The sequence below is a fragment of the Paracoccus sp. SSK6 genome, from assembly GCF_039770665.1.
Lineage (GTDB): Bacteria > Pseudomonadota > Alphaproteobacteria > Rhodobacterales > Rhodobacteraceae > Paracoccus.
The window spans coordinates 1-16,810 of the sequence record NZ_JBDPNJ010000040.1; the positions used below are offsets into that span (position 1 = coordinate 1).

Genomic DNA, 16,810 nt, shown 5'->3' on the forward strand with positions numbered 1-16,810 from the left:
GTGGGCATACCGCCCGACCTGACGGGCCAGTCGCGGGGCAAGGCGCGCGTAGCTCTGGCGCAGATCGATCCCGGCTTCTTTCGCCAAGCCGACCAACAGGGCGCGGGCGCGCTCGTAAAGCCGCGCATCCGTGGGATGAGCGATGGTCTTTTCCATCACGGTCGTATCGACAGCCACCCGCTTCAGGCTCTTGTCGCTGACCGCGCCCGCGGCTCGGCCTGCCTCAATAGTCTTGGTCAGCAGCCACTCCACCCCTTCCTCGCCGATCCGCTTGCGCCAGCGCACCAGCGACGAGGGATCGATCGGGGGACGGTGCTGGAAGAACGTCTCGCCAGTGAAGTGCTGGTAATACGGGTTCTCGACCCACCGGGCGACGACTGCCTCGTCAGAGAGCTTGAAGGCGTGCTGGAGATACATCAGCCCCGCCACCAGGCGTGGCGATGTCGCTGGCCGGCCCTGGTGAGACGGAAAGAAGCTCGCCCATTCCCGTTCAAAGAAATCCCAGTCGATCAGTGCCGCAAGCTTCACCAACTCGTGGCGCGCGTCGATCATGTCGACCAGTCTCGGGCGGAGCAGGTCATCCTGTTCAGGGGCACGGGAGTGGGGTCTCATCGGCGACCGGAAATTACAGGGTTTCTGGCCAAAGCATACGAAACCCTGCAATTCAAAGCCAACAAAACCCCAGCTTCAGCACACAAAATCAAAGCAGTAGAAGTTGTTCAGGCCGGACTAATGACCGCAGCAGGTGAGCCTGAGGCTGCGTCAGCCGATCGGCTGAAGGGAGCGACACTGCCACCCTTGCCCCAATCAGCACTCTTAGGTTCAGCAAAAATCATCAGACCTCCACGCTGTCCCGCGCCCACGCCGACCGCTGCATTACTTCTGCCGTGGCGCCGTCAGGCCCTTCGAAGGATCGGCAAGCTGCCCGGCCCGCGCATCGTTGACCGCGTTCAGCAGCGTCCGGGCAGCGTTGCGCACCTCTTCCTGGACGGCCTCGTCATCGTCGAGCGCCTCGTGTGAGGTGGCGTAGGGCTTCCAGTAGCCGATATAGCGGTCAAGCTCGGCCATGCGGCCTGCGGGCCTCAGTTCCATGAACCGAAGCCAGTCGGCCAGCGACCTTCGCACGCCCTCGGCGCCCTCCACATCGCCATGTGCGACCACGGCAAAGAACCGCCCGGCCAGGTGGCGCGGATAGGGCCAGCCTTCCAGCTCCCGCGCCTTGGCCTCCTTGGCGTCCTTGCCATGGGTGAGCGTTGGATCAGGGTTGCCGCCGTCGGCGCAGACCAGGCGGTCCATCATCAGCTTGATGGGTGAGGACACCGAGTACCAGTGCACCGGAGTGATGACGAGGATGCCATGGGCCGCGACCCACATAGGATAGATCTCGTTCATCCAGTCCTGCACCTGCCCTGCGGCATAGTTGGGGTAGCACGAGCAGGGCCAGTGGCAGAGCGCCGCGGCCGTCGAGAAGCAGGCTTTACAGGGATGGATGTGGCGCCCGTATTCGGATGTCAGGCGCGACAGGTCCAGCACCTCCACGTCCGCGCCCTCTGCCTCCACCGCCTCTCGCGCGATTTCGATCAGGCGATAGCTCTTGGACATCTCGCTCGGGCAGGTGTGCTCGGACCGAGGGGAACCGTTGACCAGAAGCAGGCGGGGCGGCCGCGCCGGATCCTGGTGGCGCAGGGCGGCCGCATCGATTGCGGCCTTTGCCTCGATCCAGTCCACCGAAAGATCGTAGTCGGGATCATGGTAGCCCTCTCCTGCCTTGCGCGTGCGGGGACTCTTGTTGCCCTCATGGTACTCCTGCCAGGCTGCTTCGGTCAGGCGGTCAAGTTCAGGGCCGAGCGTATCAAAGGACGGCCCAGCGAATTGCGATCGAAAGCGTGCGGCAAAGGCGGCATGGTCAAGATGCGGATCGGGCATGCCCTTGCGTGGCGCGCGTGTGGTGAACGGCAGTCGCATCGGCGGTTCCTCGGGGAATGGCCCCATAGCCAAGGCAGGACGCCTGCCTCATCAATCTTGCGGTAGAGACAGCATCCTGAAGACCCGGGATGAGGGATGAGTTCCGTCTGGACGCGCATGCCTGTGGAGGCCGCCGCCTTGCACAAGGCGGCGGCCCATGACGCTCTTAGGTTTGCGACGAGCCCGTCTTGCTGTTGCCGCCCCCAGTGGTTTCACTGCTGCCGCTGGTGCTTCCGGCACCGATGCTGCTCGCGCCAGTGCTCCCGGTGCTGTTGCCACCCGTGATCCCGCCACCGCTGCCGACGCCGGTGCTCCCGGTCCCGCTGGAGCCGGACACGCCAGTGCTGGCCCCGCCATCTTTGACGCGCAGGTTATTCTGGACATGCCTCACGCCCGAGCAGCTTTCGGCCAGATCCTCGGCATGGCGCTTGGCGAAGCGGCTCTCGACTGTGCCGGTGAGCGTTACCTCGCTCCCACTGACCGAAACCTCGATGTCAGAGGCGTCGATGTGGCGATCGTCCGACAGGCGGTCGCTGACATCTTCGCGAATGCGGTCGTCCGAACGGCTGTAGTTCTTGGGACCGCGGCCGCTGTGACCCGCATCCCTCTCGCGACGGCGTTGCGCATCCTCGTTGCCGAACCAGGACGCCACCTCGTCGCCCGCGCGTTCGAAGAAGCCGCGGTCGTCGGATCCGCCGCGATAGCTCCCCTCTCTGTAATCGCGTCCACTATAGCCTTGTCCGCCATAGCCTGTTCCGCCAGTGCCGCGCTCCCCGTAACCGGACCCGCCGTAATCGCCGCCCGTGCCCGAAGAATAGTTCGCCATGCCCATGCCGCGACTGGCCATGCGGGAGCGGATGGTTTCAGAATAGCCGCCGCGACCGTAGCCCCCGCCCCGGCCCTGATCAAAGTCGCCGCGGCCCGAACCATAGGGATCATAGCCCGATCCGCCTGCAGAACGGCCGCCATACCCGCCGCCCGAGCTGCCGCCATAATCACCGGAGCGGGAACCATAGTCGCCGGACCGGCCATAGTCATCGCCATAGCCGCCGCGACCAGACCGGCTGCCAGAGCCGCCATATGAACCGCCACGGCTGCCGTAATCGTCGTCCTGACCGCCGTAGCGGCGCCTGTCGGACATGCCGTAATCGCGGTCATCATCCATGCGGCGGCGTCGGTCGGCGTCATCGTCGCCGAACCACGACCGTACCTCGTCACCTGCCCTGTCGGACCAGTCGCGCGAACCACCGCGGCGCGAATAATCTTCCCGGCCACGGTAACCACGGCTGAAGCGATCTCGATCTTCCCAGTCACGTGTCATCTGCTTTCCTCCTGTAGCAGTGAGTGCGGATTGGGCATCCACAGGCCAAACCAACCCCCCGGCTCGCCCGGCGTTCCCACAGAGCTGCCTGAGGGTCGTCCATGACCTGTTCCATCTTGGGTGTGGAAGACCCGTTAATGTCTTGGAATGGAGATGGCTCAAGGGCTGGAGTTGACATCCAGGGACGCAGACGTGCGTCAAATGCAACGTGACATCCCCATGAACAGACGCGGGTCCAGAGGAAAAGCATGGCTGTAAGATGAGGTTGCGCGGCGGCCCGATCCTTCTGATCGGGTGTATCGGCACTTCGGCAGCAAAATGACCGAAACCGATGTCCTCAGCCGGTCTCCACATCGAGCCCCGGAAACCAGGTCTCCAGGATGCCTCGCTCGGTGCCGATCCGGCCGGTCTGCACGACGACATCGACGGACTGGAGAACATAGTCGCGGATCTCCGACAGCGTCAGCGGCATGCCTGCGCGCATCACCAGGAAGGCCAGCCTATTGACGGCCTTGCGCGCGCTTGTGGCATGGATGGTTGTGAAGCTGCCCTCGTGACCGGTGTTGATGGCCTCGAGGAAGGTGACTGCCTCGGTCCCCCGGAGTTCGCCCAGAATGATCCGGTCGGGGCGCAGGCGCAGGGTCATCTCCAGGAGCTTGTCGGCGGAGCGTGCCGAGCTCTCCAGCCGTTCGGCGATCAGGCTGACCGTATTCTCCTGAGCTGGAAGCAGTTCCGTCGCATCCTCGATCAAGGCCAGGCGATGCTCGTCTTCCACCATCCACAGGAGGCGCCGCGCCAGTTCGGTCTTGCCGGAGGAGGTGCCCCCGGAGATCACGAGGTTCATGCGCGCCTCGACGCATGCTCGCAGAAACATATCGGGATCGTCGCCTGTGGTTGCCAGTTCGCAGATGGCCTGCAGCTGTTGGAGCCGTTCCGCCTCGAGTGATACGGTCTGGTCGCGCAGGAAGCGGAAGTGGCGGGGTGCATCGCCGGCCACCCTGCGGCGGAACACCCGAACCGAAATGACCGTTCCGCCTGCAGAGGCGGGCGGGATGATGGCCTGGCAGCGCAGGGTAGCTCCGGCAACCTCCGCGGTGGTCGAGATCGCGGGCTGGCTGTCGGTCAGCGTCAGGCGCTGCTTGTTGGCGATCAGACCCGCCAGGTCCCTGACCTCGACGGGCTGGAGGATGATCCCGGCCAGGGACATATGACTGTCGCCTGCGCGCTCGACCCAGACCCGGCCGTCGGCATTGATAGCGATCTCGATGGTGGTCTCATCGCCAAGCAACGGGCGCAGCACCTGGAGCCGGGTTTCCAGATGGCCCACCTCCGTCATGGGAACATTTCCAGATCGGCGTTCACCATGACCATGACCACGGCGCCCTGATCGACGCTGATCGTGGCGGGGATATCGATATAGTCCTTGATCACCCCGCCGATCGCATCGCTGGCGTTGCTGCCGATGTTCTCGGCCGTGTCGCTCGCGATCCCGTCGCCGCTATCCTCCTCAACGGCGGCCGCGAGCACCGCGGGGGCGGCGCCGATGATCGACACCGCGGCCGCCGCCGAGAAGCGCGCCAGGGTGCGGGTATTGACCCGGCCCGTCACGCCTGCCCGCCCCACGCGGTCTGTTCCGTATGCGGCAAGATCGACCGACTGCCCGCCCGGCGTCACCACCCGGTCCCAGGCCACCATGATCCGCCGCTGGCCCTTCTCGATGGACGAGCTGTAGCGGCCAAACAGCCGCGAGCCGCGCGGGATCAGGACATTGGTCATGTCCATCGACCAGACATCATAGCTGACCGTGGCCGCGACATTGCCCTCGAGCTGGCTGGAGATGGCGTTGGCGAGTGTCGCCTCGATCAGCGTGCCCTGGACCACAGTGCGCGAAGGCTCGGAGATGACCTCAGCCTGTACAGCCTCGGACCGGCCCGCACGCCGGAACCGCTCGGAGGCGTCAGACCGCTCGTCGATGCCGCCCGCCCCGCTGTCTTCCCCTGTCCCGCCGCCGCCTGACCGGTATGCCACCATCGCCGACTGCGTGCGGGCTTGCAGCAGGGCTTCCTCTTCGGCCCGGCGCGCTTCCATCTCTGCCCGGCGCCGCTCAAGCTCTGCCAGGCGCTGCGTTTCCAGATCGGCCTGCACCTGCGTCTGGTTGGCCAGTTCCGCAGCCAGGTCCAGATTGGATTGCAGGCGCAGGTTCTCGCGGGTCAGCTCATCGAGCGCCTGATCCTTGCCGGCCATGTCGCCCTTGAGCTGTTCCAGTTCCGCCCGCAGGGCGTCAAGCTCTTCGGATGACGTCCTCGGGTTGGCTCTGGCCGCGGCCAACTCGGCCCGGACCGCCGCGAGTTCTGCCCTGGTCTGCTCCAGGGCCGCGCGTGCTGCCGCTACCTCAGCCTGGGCCTGCGGATCGGCGACCGTGCGCACGACGGTGCGCATGTCCGGCAGGGCTGGCGCAGGGTTTGGCTCGTTCTCGGTCAGCGTGAAGCCGTCAAGCCCGGTGTCGTCCTGGAACTCGCGAACATCCGAGGTCGGCAAGGGAGAGGGAGCGGGATCTCCCGACGGGATTACCGTCGCCACATAGGCGCCCCCGGCAAGTCCGGCCGCCAGCATCCCCGCAGGCAGCGCCAGGCGCCGCCACAGGGGCGGCCCGGCTGCCGGTGGCTGCATCCGGCGCAGCCGTTCCTCCAGGGGATCGGCTTCCCCCATCAGCGCGTCCTCTGCCCGGCACCAGGCTTCGAGCCCTCCACGCAGACATGGGCGTCGCCATGGCGCAGCACCCAGCGTTCCGAGCGCGCGCCCACGGTGATGACGGTGCCGTTCACACTGGTGTTGACGCTGTACTCCCGGCCCCTTGCATCGGCCCGGAAGACCGACGGGATGGGTGCGCCCGGCGGGATCTGGAACAGTGTGCGCTTGCCGTCATCCGAGATCCCGATCGGCGCGAACTCCGCGGCACCCCTGCGACTCAGGACGCGGTAGGTCATCGGCACCTCCGCCGGGATTGCCGCCGCCGCGGCCGCGCCGCGGGACCGCGATCCGCCGCTGCCCGGCACGGTGAACTTCACCGACCAGTTGGGCGTGGCTCGCGACGACTCCACGGCATGGATGAAGTAGAAGCGCCGGTTGGTCTCGACCGTCAGGTTGGTGCTGACGCCCTCGAGCACCGGCTTGACGGTGAAGACGTTGGAGCCTTCGAGCTTTTCGACCTGAAAGGCCTCGCTGTCGCCAATGGCAATCGAGCGGATGGTCTCGCCGTCACCCAGTTCGACCAGGGTGACGTTCCGGACGCGGGTGTTGATGGTATATACCTGCCCCTCCTGAAAGGTGGCATAGGTCAGGCGGCTGTCATTCCCACCCGCGCGGGGGCGCGCTTCCGCATAGGCTAGGGCGGGCAGGGACAGCGCGAGCAGCGCGACGATGGGGGCGAAGCGGATCATGGCTGGGCCTCCATATCCTGGGCATCAAGGCTTTCGGCCGTGACGCGGTAATCGGTGACGGTGAAGCCGAAGGGGTTCTCCCAGACGAGCTCCACCGCACTCGCGGTGGTGGGCTCGAAGACATAGCGGACCGTGGCATAGAACTTGCCGACCCGGTCCGGCTCGCCGGGCTTTTCGAGGCGCTTGGTGAAGCGGACCTGGGCGGTGTTCTCGGCAACCGGTGTGATCGACAGCACATCCACGATGACCTTGCCGCTCGCGCCATAGATCAGCGGCGGATAGTTTGGGTTCGTCTTGTCCCATTGTGCCTTCAGGGCCGCCTGCACGCGGGTCGCGGACATGCGGTAGACCCGCAGGATACGGGCCTCGTTATCGGCCTCGTCATAGGTCTCGCGGCTCTTGACGTAGTTGTAGAGGAGCGACTGCTCCACAGCTACGCCTTGCTCGACACCGGCCGCCTCGATCCGGACCGCGCGCTCGGCCAGACCGGTATCCTTGTCCACGATGGTTACGAAAGCCTGTGTTTCCTTCAGGGGCAGCGCCAGCCCTGCGACGGCGACCCCGCCGAGACCCACCAACACCCCGCCGATGGCCACGCCCCAGGCCAGCCGCTCGCGCCGGCGGACACCGAAGATCAGTTCGGTTTCCAGGATCGTCCTGCTGTCAGCCTCGCCGTCCTTCATGGCCTTCTCCAAAGATCGGGCGCCTCAGGCGCCGCTGTCACCCTTGCCTTGCATGATGTTGATGCCGCGCAGCTTGGCGCGCAGGTCGGCACCCTTCTCGGCCCATGCCCGGTCCCGGGCACGGGCGGCAAGCATCGGCGTCTTGCCTGTGAGTGCGCCGGATATGAATGCTTCTCCGCGGGCCTTGAGCGCCTCTCCTCCCCTGCGAAGCCCGGCACCGGTCGCAGTTGCGGGAAGCAGCATCGGCCGCCCCACCAGCCGCACTGCCTCGGGTGCGAAGTTGGCCAAGTTGAAGCTGCCGGTGATGTTGGCGGCCGCGGTGGGGATGGCCAGCAGCGCGAAGATGCCCACAAAGGCAACGCAGAGAAATCCAAGGATCATGGAAAAATCCCGCACCTCGGCTTGCGGTCTGAACTGCGCTTCGGCCATTGTGACAACCGCGCCAATCACTGCAGCTGCCGCAATGGGGTAAAGCAGGTATCCTACGAACGAGGTGAGCCAAGCTTCGAAGAGGCTCTTGGTGCGCTCGAACAGCGTGGCAATCATCGCTAGCGGTGCCACACCCAATAAGAACGCGATCATGATCTTCGAGAAGCCGACGATCAGCACATAGGCCGCCATCAGGATCGACAAGATGATGAACAGGAACCCGGCGATCACGCCCCGGGCGATGGCACTTTGAGCCGCCGCGGCCCCGTCCGCCACATCCGACATCTGCACCGCGAACTTGTCCATGGCCGCCTCGGGCGTGGCTGCCCCGCCGTGAAAGAAGCTAAGGGCAAGATTGCCCGCGCCTGAAGAGAGCGCATCATAGATCGTGCCGAAGTTCGCCCAGGAGCGGGCAAACAGGAAGACCAGCACGATCCTTGACACGACTTGCCAAGCATCGCGCATGGACAGCCGATAAGCCCCAAGCGCCATGTTGACCCCGACCAAGGCGATCAGGAGCGTGGTCACGATCGTCAGCATGGGGTCGAGAGCATCGGCAGTCGACGTGAAGTATGTCTCGCCAACGTCGAGGACTGCTGCGTCCAGGTCGCCGAGAATGGTTTCCACCAAGGCCATCAGTATTCTCCACACATGGCGTCGACGATCTTGATCTGTCGTTCGTAAGCTTCGTAGAGGCCGCGGGTGTGGTCAGGCGTAAGGACATCCACGTCCAATTCCTTGCGCAACCGATCCTCGAACCTGACCACCGTCTCGTGTGGGATGATTTTTCCGGCACAGGTGCAGTCCTGTGTTGCGATGACATTCGTCGTTGAAAGATAAACCGCGATGTCTCGGTAGGCGCGATCGCCAGGCTTATTGGATCGGCGCAGATTGGCATTCATCTCCGGTGTAGGCTCGCAGGTCCGGTTCGGTTGGTTCTGATCTGCGCTTGGCACCCGTTCGACACTCGACACGTCAACATCGGATGACAGGTCGAGGTTCAGGAAATCCTCCTCGGCTTTCCGTTCCGCCTCGCTCATTTCGGCCTGTTGGTCCAAGAGTTCCTGCAGTTCCGGCTCGGGGAGGACAGGAGGCGCTTCGGAGGTTTGCGCCAGGCCCATCGTGCCAAGGCCCAGGATCACCAGCCCGCTCAGCAATGCCGTCCGTCTCATGGTCAGTCCTCCAGCTTCATGCGCAGGTACTTTTCCTCGTCGGCCGCGGTCGCCGCGTCCATGACACCCATGTTACCCTGACCGACCGTCTGGATCGCCTCCATCGACCAGACATTGGCCAGCGCGATGCCAAGCTCGGCGGTGACCCGCGTGTTGAGATCGATGGCTTCCTTCAGCCCGGCCGTGTCGGGAATGGTCTGCACGAGACCATCGAGCCGCGTCAGGCTGTCCGTCGCCGCCTGCGCCGAGCTTTCCGCCGCCACGCTCATGAAGGCATTGACGTTGGCGGACTGCCCGATCCTGGCCGCTGTCTGGTCCTCGCTCCCGGCCAGTATGTCGACGCGCTCCCGCGACAGGCCCGCGGTTGCGAAGGTGCCGTCCACATGACCCGTGACGGTGCGCCCGCTGCCCAGGATGTCGCCCGAGGCCAGCACACGGGTCCAGTCGCCCTTGCGCGCGGCCTCGACCGAGGTGGTCAGGTCCGAGAACCCGGGCAGGATGTCACGGAGGAAGCTCTCGGGATCGACGCCGAGGTCGGCCAGGGTGAGCCCATTGCGCAAGGCGCCGATCTGGTCCTGCAGCAGCACGATCTGCTGGAGGAGCTGCGTCGTCTGCTCGTCGAGCTTGAGGTTCTGGGCGATCTGCTCCTTCAGCTGCAGCTTTGCCTCGGTCAGCTGTTCGGCGAGCTTGGCCAGGCTGGTCGCGTCGATGGTGGGCACGCCCTGTCCGGTGACGGGCAAGGCCAGGACGCCGGACAGGGCGCCGAGTGCGAGTGCTTTCGAGATCCGTCTCATCCATCGATCCTCATGTTCAGGTAGTCCTCGTCGCGCGCATAGGCTTCGAGGAGCAGCGCGGTGCGGGCGGCCTCGACCTTGCGCTCCACTGCTTGCAGCCGGGTCAGGATCACCGCCATGCGCGCCACCTCGGCGCGGGCATAGGTGTTCAGATCCATGGCGGCCTTCGCAGACCGGGTTGTCTCGACCTGCCGCAGGATGTCCTGCAGCCGGGTCATGGAGCCGTGCATGGTGTTCAGGCTGACCGCGGCATATCCCAGGGCCGCATCCGAGACGTTGGAGGCTTCGGCAATCACCATGTCGCGTGGATCGAGTGTGCCGATGGCCTGCGGATCACCACCCATGCGGGCCGCATAGCGGTTGTAGTAGTCGGTGATCCTCGCGACGTAGGTTCGGGTTTCCGCATAGGGCGGGATGCCGCCATATCTCGAGACGGCGCCGGGTCCGGCATTGTAGGCGGCAAGCGCCAGCGGCATGGTCCCGAACATGCCGAGACCTTTCAGGAGATACCGCGCCCCGCCATCAAGCTGGGTGCGGGGATCCTGGCGGCTGCCATCGTCTGGAATGCCAAGCTCGGTGAAGGTGCCCGGCATGATCTGGGTCAGCCCGAAGGCACCGACAGGACTGCGGGCGCCGATGGAGAAATTCGACTCCTGCTTGACAAGCGCCTGCAGCCAGCAGCGGAACTCGACCGCATCGATCCCCGCCCGCGCCAGGGCGGGATGTCCGGCATGAGCCTGCGCGGTGTCCGCGATCATCTGCTCGATCGTGAGCGGCGCATCGCCCATGATGCGGGCGGCATAGGGGTTGTTGTCGGGGATAGCGTAGATTCTCGCGGCACCCGTGAAGACACCGTCACCCGAGACCCCCGCTGCTTCGAGGCCCGGCACGAAGCGGGAGGTCTCGGACAGCAGATCGAGCGTCTCCTGCGCCGCCGCAAGCTGTTCGCCCCGCGCCGCGATCTGTCGGAGCCGCTCCTCGTTCTTGGCCTGTAGCTCCCCTGTCCTGGCCACCTCTTCGCGCAGGCCGAGCACCTCGAGGGCAACCTTTTTCGCGTCGATCACCGGCACGCCTTGCCCCGCTACGCCTGCGGGGATCACCACAAGGGCGATCAGGATGCAGGCGGGAGCGGAAACGCAGGCCTGCATCGCACGTCCTCCTACTTGCAGGGACTTGTGGCCAGGAAGGCCATGCCCGACCAGCAGTTGGTCTTACGGATCGGTGGGTCGCCACAACCCGCGAGCAGGGCAGCCAGGCCCGCGAGCATCAGGAGCTTACGCATCGTGGGTCCTCCAGAAGTGAGGCCGCGCGGCATAGTCGGCGCCGAAGGCCCGGCGGCCTGCCTCGCCGCCGCCGAGCGCCGTCAGAAGAGGGCCGAGCGGCGAGAGATCGACATCCAGGATCGTGGAGCCGTCACCGTGCCGCCACAGGGCCTGACGCTCGCCCGTCCGTCCCGTCAGGATGAAGTGTAGCTCGTTCTCGGTGAAGCCGAAGCCCTCATAATCCGCGACGTCGGCCGCCCGGTTGGGAAAGATCATCTGATTTGGCATGGCCTGGATGATCGAGCCGGAGTGGCTGTCGCGGATCTGGGACGGGAACTGCGTGAGCAGCACGACCACGACATTGAGCTTGCGCACTGTGACCAGCCACTTCGGCAGCCACCGGGCGAAGAAGGTATCGTCAAAGACAGTGGAGGCCTCGTCGATCACCAGAAGGGTGGGGCGCTTCTCCTCGAAGAGAAGCTCAAGGCGGCGAAACAGATAAGACAGCACCGCCGTGCGTTCCGTGGCCATGGACAGGATCTCGGTCAGGTCGATCCCCGTCACAGGCGCGGTGAGATTGATTACCGGCTGATCGGCGTCCCCGAAGACCCAGGCGTAGCGCCCCTCGGGTGCCCATTCGGCAAGCTTCATCGCCAGTTCGCGGCTATCTCCCACATCGCCGATCAGGTCCCCGAAATGGGCGAAGGTCCTGAGCGCCTCCGGTGCCTGACCGTTCTGGCGAACGGCACCTTTGAGCGCTTCGGCCTGCTGCGGCGTGAGCCGGGGACCGTCGCGCTCGACCAGCCGGGCCAGCCAGTCCAGAAGCCAGGCCTCTCCGCGGGGGCCGCACTCCGTCAGAAGGGGGTTGAGCCCGGTGGGCTGACCCGCGCGAATGGCCGCATACCGGCCCCCAAGTGCCGTGATCGCCATGCGCAGTGCCTGGTCCTTGTCAAAGAGGATCATCCGGGCACCCGTTCGCTGCGCCTGCGCGGCCAGAAACGCCATCAGCGAGGACTTGCCGCTGCCCGAGGGGCCAAGAAACAGCGTGTGCCCGATGGTGGGCTCGGCCTTGGGATCGCCCGGCGCATGGAAGCTGAAGCGATGCGCGGCACCCGTTACCGTCTGGAACACCGTGACCGGCGTGCGCCAGGGCAGGGCCTCTGGCCTGGTTCCCGCGCTCGCCATGTGGAAGGAAGCCATGTCGGCGAAGTTGATCGACTTGGTGAGCGGGCTCCAGATCTCGTAGTCCTGGTTGCCGGGATGGGCCGCGAAGTAGGTGGCAGCCATCGTGTCATTGCAGCGCACCAGCTTTACCTTGGCCTGTTCCGCCACGCTGCGGACCTGGGACACCTTTGCCTCCAGCATGGCAGGGCTCTCGGCAAAAACCGTGATCGTCAGCTGGTGCTCGCCAAAGCCGCAGCGGCCCGACTCCACGTCGTCATAGGTCTGGTGCAGATCAGCGGCGATGGAGCCCACCAGATCGCCCGCGGCTTCCATCTGCTGGATGCGGCGCTTGGCCAGCTCGCTGACCTTGCCCATGGCAACGGGCGTATAGGAATGCGAGATCACCGTGTCGGTACCGGCATCAAGGGCGTCGAGCATGCCCGGCCAGGTCTGCTGGGCATTGCGCCAGACCGACAGGACGGCCGCATGGCGCGGCCCGTCAAAGCCGTCGTGGAACTCGGCTAGTGGTCCTTTGAACCGGACCGACAGCAGCGAGACGTCCTCGGCGATCAGCGTGTGCAGCCCGCGATGCTCGGGCCGGTAAAGTCCGGTGCTGATGGCCGCATAAAAGCCGAGAAGCGTGCCGTCGCTGATCCTGAGGCGATGGGCCTTGAGCGGCAGGCTGGTTTCCAGGATCGAGACGACCTCGCGGAGTTCGCCCAGGCGTTCGGCAGTGTTGCGGTCGAGAAGCCGCCCGGCGGCCTTTGCAAAGAACGGCACCTTGAGCGGCACCCGCTTGTTGCGCACCACCGTCAGCACCAGCATGAACTCGCGCAAGGCGCGGCCGGACAGATGGCCGCGCCATGCCATCTCCACGTCCTGCGCGAAGCCCTCCCCATAGAGGGGCTTCAGCCCGAAGGCAGCGGGCCGCATCAGCCGGTGGACGTAAAAGGTGAACCGGTCATCAAGCCCGTCAAGGATAGCGGCGAAGCTCCGGGCCAGATCGAGGATGTCCCGGTCCGAGGCGGTGATCCCGTCGATGCCGCCGATCTCCAGGCTCATCATCAGTGCATTCTCGCGGGTGCGCACCGTGTGATCTTCGACTTCGAGCGCGTAAGGCATCTCCGCGTAGACCTGCGGCGATCTCGGCACATGGCGCCGCGCGCGTTCGCTGACCGGGAGAGATCGGGCGCTAAACATAGTGGCGGCCCAGCCTTCGTTTCCTTCGCGACAAAGGCGGCGGGGTCTTTCTCATCACCACCGCCACCGCCTTGTGGCCGTTCGGGTTCATTGCGGTGATCAGGCGGGCGAGGCCGTACCAGAGCGGTGCGGTCAGCAGCCATGGGGCGGCCTTGGTCCAGATGAAGGGCAGCATGACAAGCGCGCCGACCGCCATCGTGTAGGGCATTGGTAGTCCCAGGAGCCTGGCCTGGCGCGACAGCCCGAGAATGACGGCATGACGCTCCATCAGCTGAAGACCGCCTTCAGGTCCGCCACAAAGCCCGGCGCGCCGAAGACCAGAAAGGCGCCGACGGCAATCATCAGCACCCACATCCAGCTGATCTTGTTGAAGGCGGCCGCAAAGCCTGCCAGCACCAGGGCCACCGTGAAGAAGACGGTGGCGATGTTGCCGCGGATCCAGGCGACAAAGTCGTTGCCGACCGTATCGGCTTTCGTGAAGTCCACGCCCGATTGCGCCAAAGCATCGCCAGAAACGGCAGTTACAAGGATCGCGGCGAGGAGGGCGGGCATCAGGAAACGGATCGGAGCCATGATGGTGGCCTTTCCTAGTTTCGGAGGAGGCGGTCTCGTTCCGCGAGCACGCGGATCACGTAGTCACGGGTTTCCCGATAGGGTGGAACGCCGTGGTAGCGTTCGACGGCACCAGGCCCGGCATTGTAGGCAGCAAGCGCCAGAAGCGGAGAGCGGAACACCTGCAGCTGAAGAAGGAGGTAGCGGGCGCCGCCATCGAGGTTTTGCATCGGATCGTGCGGGTTCACGCCGAGCCTTGCGGCCGTACCGGGCATCAGTTGCGCGTAGCCGATGGCACCTTTGTGACTCACTGCATGGGGATTGAAGCGTGACTCCTGCCAGACCAGGGCTTGGAACAGAGCGGCCCACTCTCGCGGCGAGATATCGTTCTGCGAGAGGGCAGGGTGATGCTGGTAACGGAGCGCCACTGTTCGCGTGGCAGCGATGCCGGTCCCGTGGCGGCCGGAGCCTGGCTGGTCAGATAGTGATGCATCCAGAGGCGCCAAAAACATCATGGCGTTCCCAGAGTTGGCCGCTCCCTTATCAGCGGCCACACCTTCTCGTGCTTGCAAGTTGATGCGACGACCGTCAGCATCGAAGTGCTGCACGGAACTGGAACCGCTTATACCAATCTGCCTTCCGCTTGCGTCAAAGCGCAGAACATCGGCTGCGGCAGGTGAGACAGTTCCGATCAGGCTGACTAAGATCGCAGTTTTGACAGAACCATGCTGCCCTCGCTTGAACGAGGTTGCCGTTTCCACGACAAGGCTCCAAACGAATTTTCGGCGGTCTGGACGATAAGCAATCCGAAGCGCGGATGCGGGTGACGCGTCTTGTTCGCCTGAGTTAGAGCCGCGCCACCATGGTGATGCCTTTGGCTCCGGGAATAACCGTGGCGGTGATCCCCAGATCCGTCTGAGCGTTGAACAGCCCGGTGGTGGTCTTGATCTCCTTGTACGCGTAATCTGACGGATCAAGCTTACGTCCAGATTGCTCTGCCCGCCGTCGTTCACGGTACAGGTCTCTCTGAGCGACGACCACACCAAAGCGGCCTGTTTCTGGCTCGAAGGCCACCAGGTACCAAGACCCTCGGACCGTGTTTTGTGCTGGGACAGGGTCTTCGGCACAAACCACGTGAAGTTCCCAGCCGTCCAGGAGTTTTTCCCTACACATGTCAACGGTGAGCACCTCGTTGCTAACCTGGACTTGGTTGGTCATGCGACGCGCTCCACAAAGCAGTCTAACGCGTCTACGCCAGACTATCAAAATACGTATTCACCGCGCAAGTAGGTAAAACGGAGATTCTCACCTTCCTTGCCGAGTGTCTGTTATCCGTGTTGGCCGAGAATTTTCAAGCTACAGCAACTCCACAAGCCTGTTCGTTTTGAACTCTACTTCGCCTTACATTTGAGCAACTTGAGGCCAGAAAGATTTTGCCAAGTCGAACTTGGATAGTGCCCCAGGGCATGGTGTATGAGCGCCGACCTCCGGAAAGGTCAGGGTTCGATCAGGATGCCACGGCGGGCAGCCTGACGTTGGGATTGTCGGTGACGCGGGCGAGCGTTTCAAGGCTCATATAGCGCCGGGCGACGGTCCATTCGTCGTTTGTCTCGAGCATCAGCGCGCCGACGAGACGAATGACTGCATCGTCGTTCGGAAAGATGCCGATCACGTCAGCGCGTCGCTTCACCTCGCGGTTCACCCGTTCCAGTGGATTTGTGCTGGCGATCTGAGCCCAGTGTTCGCGGGGGAAGGACATGTAGGCCAGCACATCGTCACGGGAGGCGTCCATCAGGGCGCCCAGCTTCGGCTGCTTCTCACGCAATGCATCCGCGACGATATCCCACTGCTTTTCCGCCTCGGCCTTGGTTTCCTGGGCGAAGATCGTCTTCAGCATCGCCGCCATGGCGGTGCGGCTCTTGGCTGGAGCATGGGCCAAGGCGTTGCGCATCCAATGAACCCGGCATCTCTGGTGGGTTGCATTGAAGACCCGGCGCGCGGCGGCCCGCAGACCCTTGTGGTCGTCGGCGATTACCAGCTTCACGCCGCGCAAACCGCGGTCGGCAAGGGATCGCAGGAACTCTATCCAGAATGCCTCGGCCTCAGAGAGGCCAGTCGCGACCCCCAGCACCTCGCGCTTGCCGTCCTCGTTGACCCCGACGGCGATTATCACGGCGTGGCTGACAATCCGCCCGCCTTCGCGCACCTTCAGATAGGTCGCGTCGAGCCACAGATAGGGCCACGCGCCCTCCAACGGACGGCTCAGGAACGCGTTCACCCGCTCGTCGATCTCGGCGCAGAGGCGGCTGACCTGGCTCTTGGACATGCCGCCCGCGCCCATGGCCTTGACCAGGTCGTCGACCGAGCGGGTTGAGACACCGTGAACATAAGCCTCTTGGATCACCGCCACCAAGGCCTTCTCGGCTGTGCGGCGCGGTTCCAGAAAGCTGGGAAAGTAGCTGCCCTTCCGGAGCTTCGGGATCTCCAGCGTGATCCGCCCGGCCCGGGTGTCCCAATCGCGGTCGCGGTATCCGTTGCGCTGAACCTCCCGCAGGGCCGTTCGCGCCCCCTTGGCAGCCCCGGTCCGCGCCTCAACTTCGGCTTCCATGATCCGCTCGGCCGCAAAGGCCAGCATCTCGCGCACGAGATCGCCATCAGCCTGCTTCTCAACCAGCTCGATAAGCGCCATTCTGTCATTGGTCATCGTCGTCTCCATTCCAGGTTTCAGGTCTTGCAACCCAAACCTACTCCGAAGATCGGCGATGACCGCCAGCGTTACCTACGGCCGCGCGGCTCGCGCTACGCCAAAGGCTCCGCGCGCGGCCTCC

The 16,810-nt window shown here is 64.6% G+C and carries 17 protein-coding genes; all 17 read right to left on the minus strand.

Annotated features, from left to right (window positions below):
• Positions 1–612, minus strand: a 612-nt coding sequence (locus AAIL68_RS15955; RefSeq protein ID WP_347140717.1) for an IS5 family transposase, incomplete at its 3' end; no start/stop codon positions are given.
• 264 nt (positions 613–876) lie between these two features.
• The gene (locus tag AAIL68_RS15960; RefSeq protein WP_347140718.1) at positions 877–1,965 is read right to left on the minus strand and encodes a flavodoxin family protein; all 1,089 of its coding nucleotides are present in this window, start codon (positions 1,963–1,965) and stop codon (positions 877–879) included.
• 166 nt (positions 1,966–2,131) lie between these two features.
• Positions 2,132–3,286, minus strand: coding sequence for an SWFGD domain-containing protein (locus tag AAIL68_RS15965; RefSeq protein ID WP_347140719.1), 1,155 nt, complete (start codon positions 3,284–3,286; stop codon positions 2,132–2,134).
• Between the two features lie 337 nt (positions 3,287–3,623).
• On the minus strand, positions 3,624–4,622 hold the full coding sequence (locus tag AAIL68_RS15970) for an ATPase, T2SS/T4P/T4SS family (protein WP_347140720.1): 999 nt from the start codon (positions 4,620–4,622) through the stop codon (positions 3,624–3,626).
• Entirely contained in the window at positions 4,619–5,995 is a 1,377-nt protein-coding gene (locus tag AAIL68_RS15975) for a TrbI/VirB10 family protein (protein WP_347140721.1), read from the minus strand. The genes AAIL68_RS15970 and AAIL68_RS15975 overlap by 4 nt, the downstream gene beginning before the upstream one ends.
• Positions 5,995–6,726 (minus strand): TrbG/VirB9 family P-type conjugative transfer protein, encoded by a 732-nt coding sequence (locus tag AAIL68_RS15980; RefSeq protein WP_347140722.1) that lies wholly within the window; start codon positions 6,724–6,726, stop codon positions 5,995–5,997. The genes AAIL68_RS15975 and AAIL68_RS15980 overlap by 1 nt, the downstream gene beginning before the upstream one ends.
• Entirely contained in the window at positions 6,723–7,409 is a 687-nt protein-coding gene (locus tag AAIL68_RS15985; RefSeq protein ID WP_347140723.1) for a type IV secretion system protein, read from the minus strand. Before AAIL68_RS15985 ends, AAIL68_RS15980 begins: the two co-directional genes overlap by 4 nt.
• 24 nt (positions 7,410–7,433) lie before the next feature.
• Positions 7,434–8,474, minus strand: coding sequence for a type IV secretion system protein (locus AAIL68_RS15990; protein ID WP_347140724.1), 1,041 nt, complete (start codon positions 8,472–8,474; stop codon positions 7,434–7,436).
• A complete protein-coding gene (locus tag AAIL68_RS15995) occupies positions 8,474–9,010 on the minus strand; it encodes a hypothetical protein (RefSeq protein ID WP_347140725.1) in 537 nt (178 codons plus the stop codon). The genes AAIL68_RS15990 and AAIL68_RS15995 overlap by 1 nt, the downstream gene beginning before the upstream one ends.
• 2 nt (positions 9,011–9,012) lie before the next feature.
• Positions 9,013–9,804: a type IV secretion system protein gene (locus tag AAIL68_RS16000; protein ID WP_347140726.1), complete on the minus strand. Its 792-nt coding sequence runs from the start codon at positions 9,802–9,804 to the stop codon at positions 9,013–9,015.
• The gene (locus tag AAIL68_RS16005) at positions 9,801–10,874 is read right to left on the minus strand and encodes a lytic transglycosylase domain-containing protein (protein WP_347140727.1); all 1,074 of its coding nucleotides are present in this window, start codon (positions 10,872–10,874) and stop codon (positions 9,801–9,803) included. The genes AAIL68_RS16000 and AAIL68_RS16005 overlap by 4 nt, the downstream gene beginning before the upstream one ends.
• A 204-nt stretch (positions 10,875–11,078) precedes the next feature.
• Positions 11,079–13,430, minus strand: coding sequence for a type IV secretion system protein B4 (locus AAIL68_RS16010; RefSeq protein ID WP_347140728.1), 2,352 nt, complete (start codon positions 13,428–13,430; stop codon positions 11,079–11,081).
• Complete coding sequence (locus AAIL68_RS16015) at positions 13,423–13,698, minus strand: VirB3 family type IV secretion system protein (protein WP_347140729.1); 276 nt, start codon at positions 13,696–13,698, stop codon at positions 13,423–13,425. The genes AAIL68_RS16010 and AAIL68_RS16015 overlap by 8 nt, the downstream gene beginning before the upstream one ends.
• On the minus strand, positions 13,698–14,003 hold the full coding sequence (locus AAIL68_RS16020; protein WP_347140730.1) for a TrbC/VirB2 family protein: 306 nt from the start codon (positions 14,001–14,003) through the stop codon (positions 13,698–13,700). Before AAIL68_RS16020 ends, AAIL68_RS16015 begins: the two co-directional genes overlap by 1 nt.
• Before the next feature lie 14 nt (positions 14,004–14,017).
• The gene (locus tag AAIL68_RS16025) at positions 14,018–14,743 is read right to left on the minus strand and encodes a lytic transglycosylase domain-containing protein (protein ID WP_347140731.1); all 726 of its coding nucleotides are present in this window, start codon (positions 14,741–14,743) and stop codon (positions 14,018–14,020) included.
• Positions 14,744–14,828: 85 nt separating this feature from the next.
• Complete coding sequence (locus AAIL68_RS16030) at positions 14,829–15,200, minus strand: hypothetical protein (protein ID WP_347140732.1); 372 nt, start codon at positions 15,198–15,200, stop codon at positions 14,829–14,831.
• Between the two features lie 289 nt (positions 15,201–15,489).
• Positions 15,490–16,686 carry an IS256 family transposase gene (locus tag AAIL68_RS16035; protein WP_347140733.1) on the minus strand — a complete coding sequence of 399 codons (1,197 nt, stop codon included), beginning with the start codon at positions 16,684–16,686 and terminating at the stop codon, positions 15,490–15,492.
• Positions 16,687–16,810 lie beyond the last annotated feature (124 nt).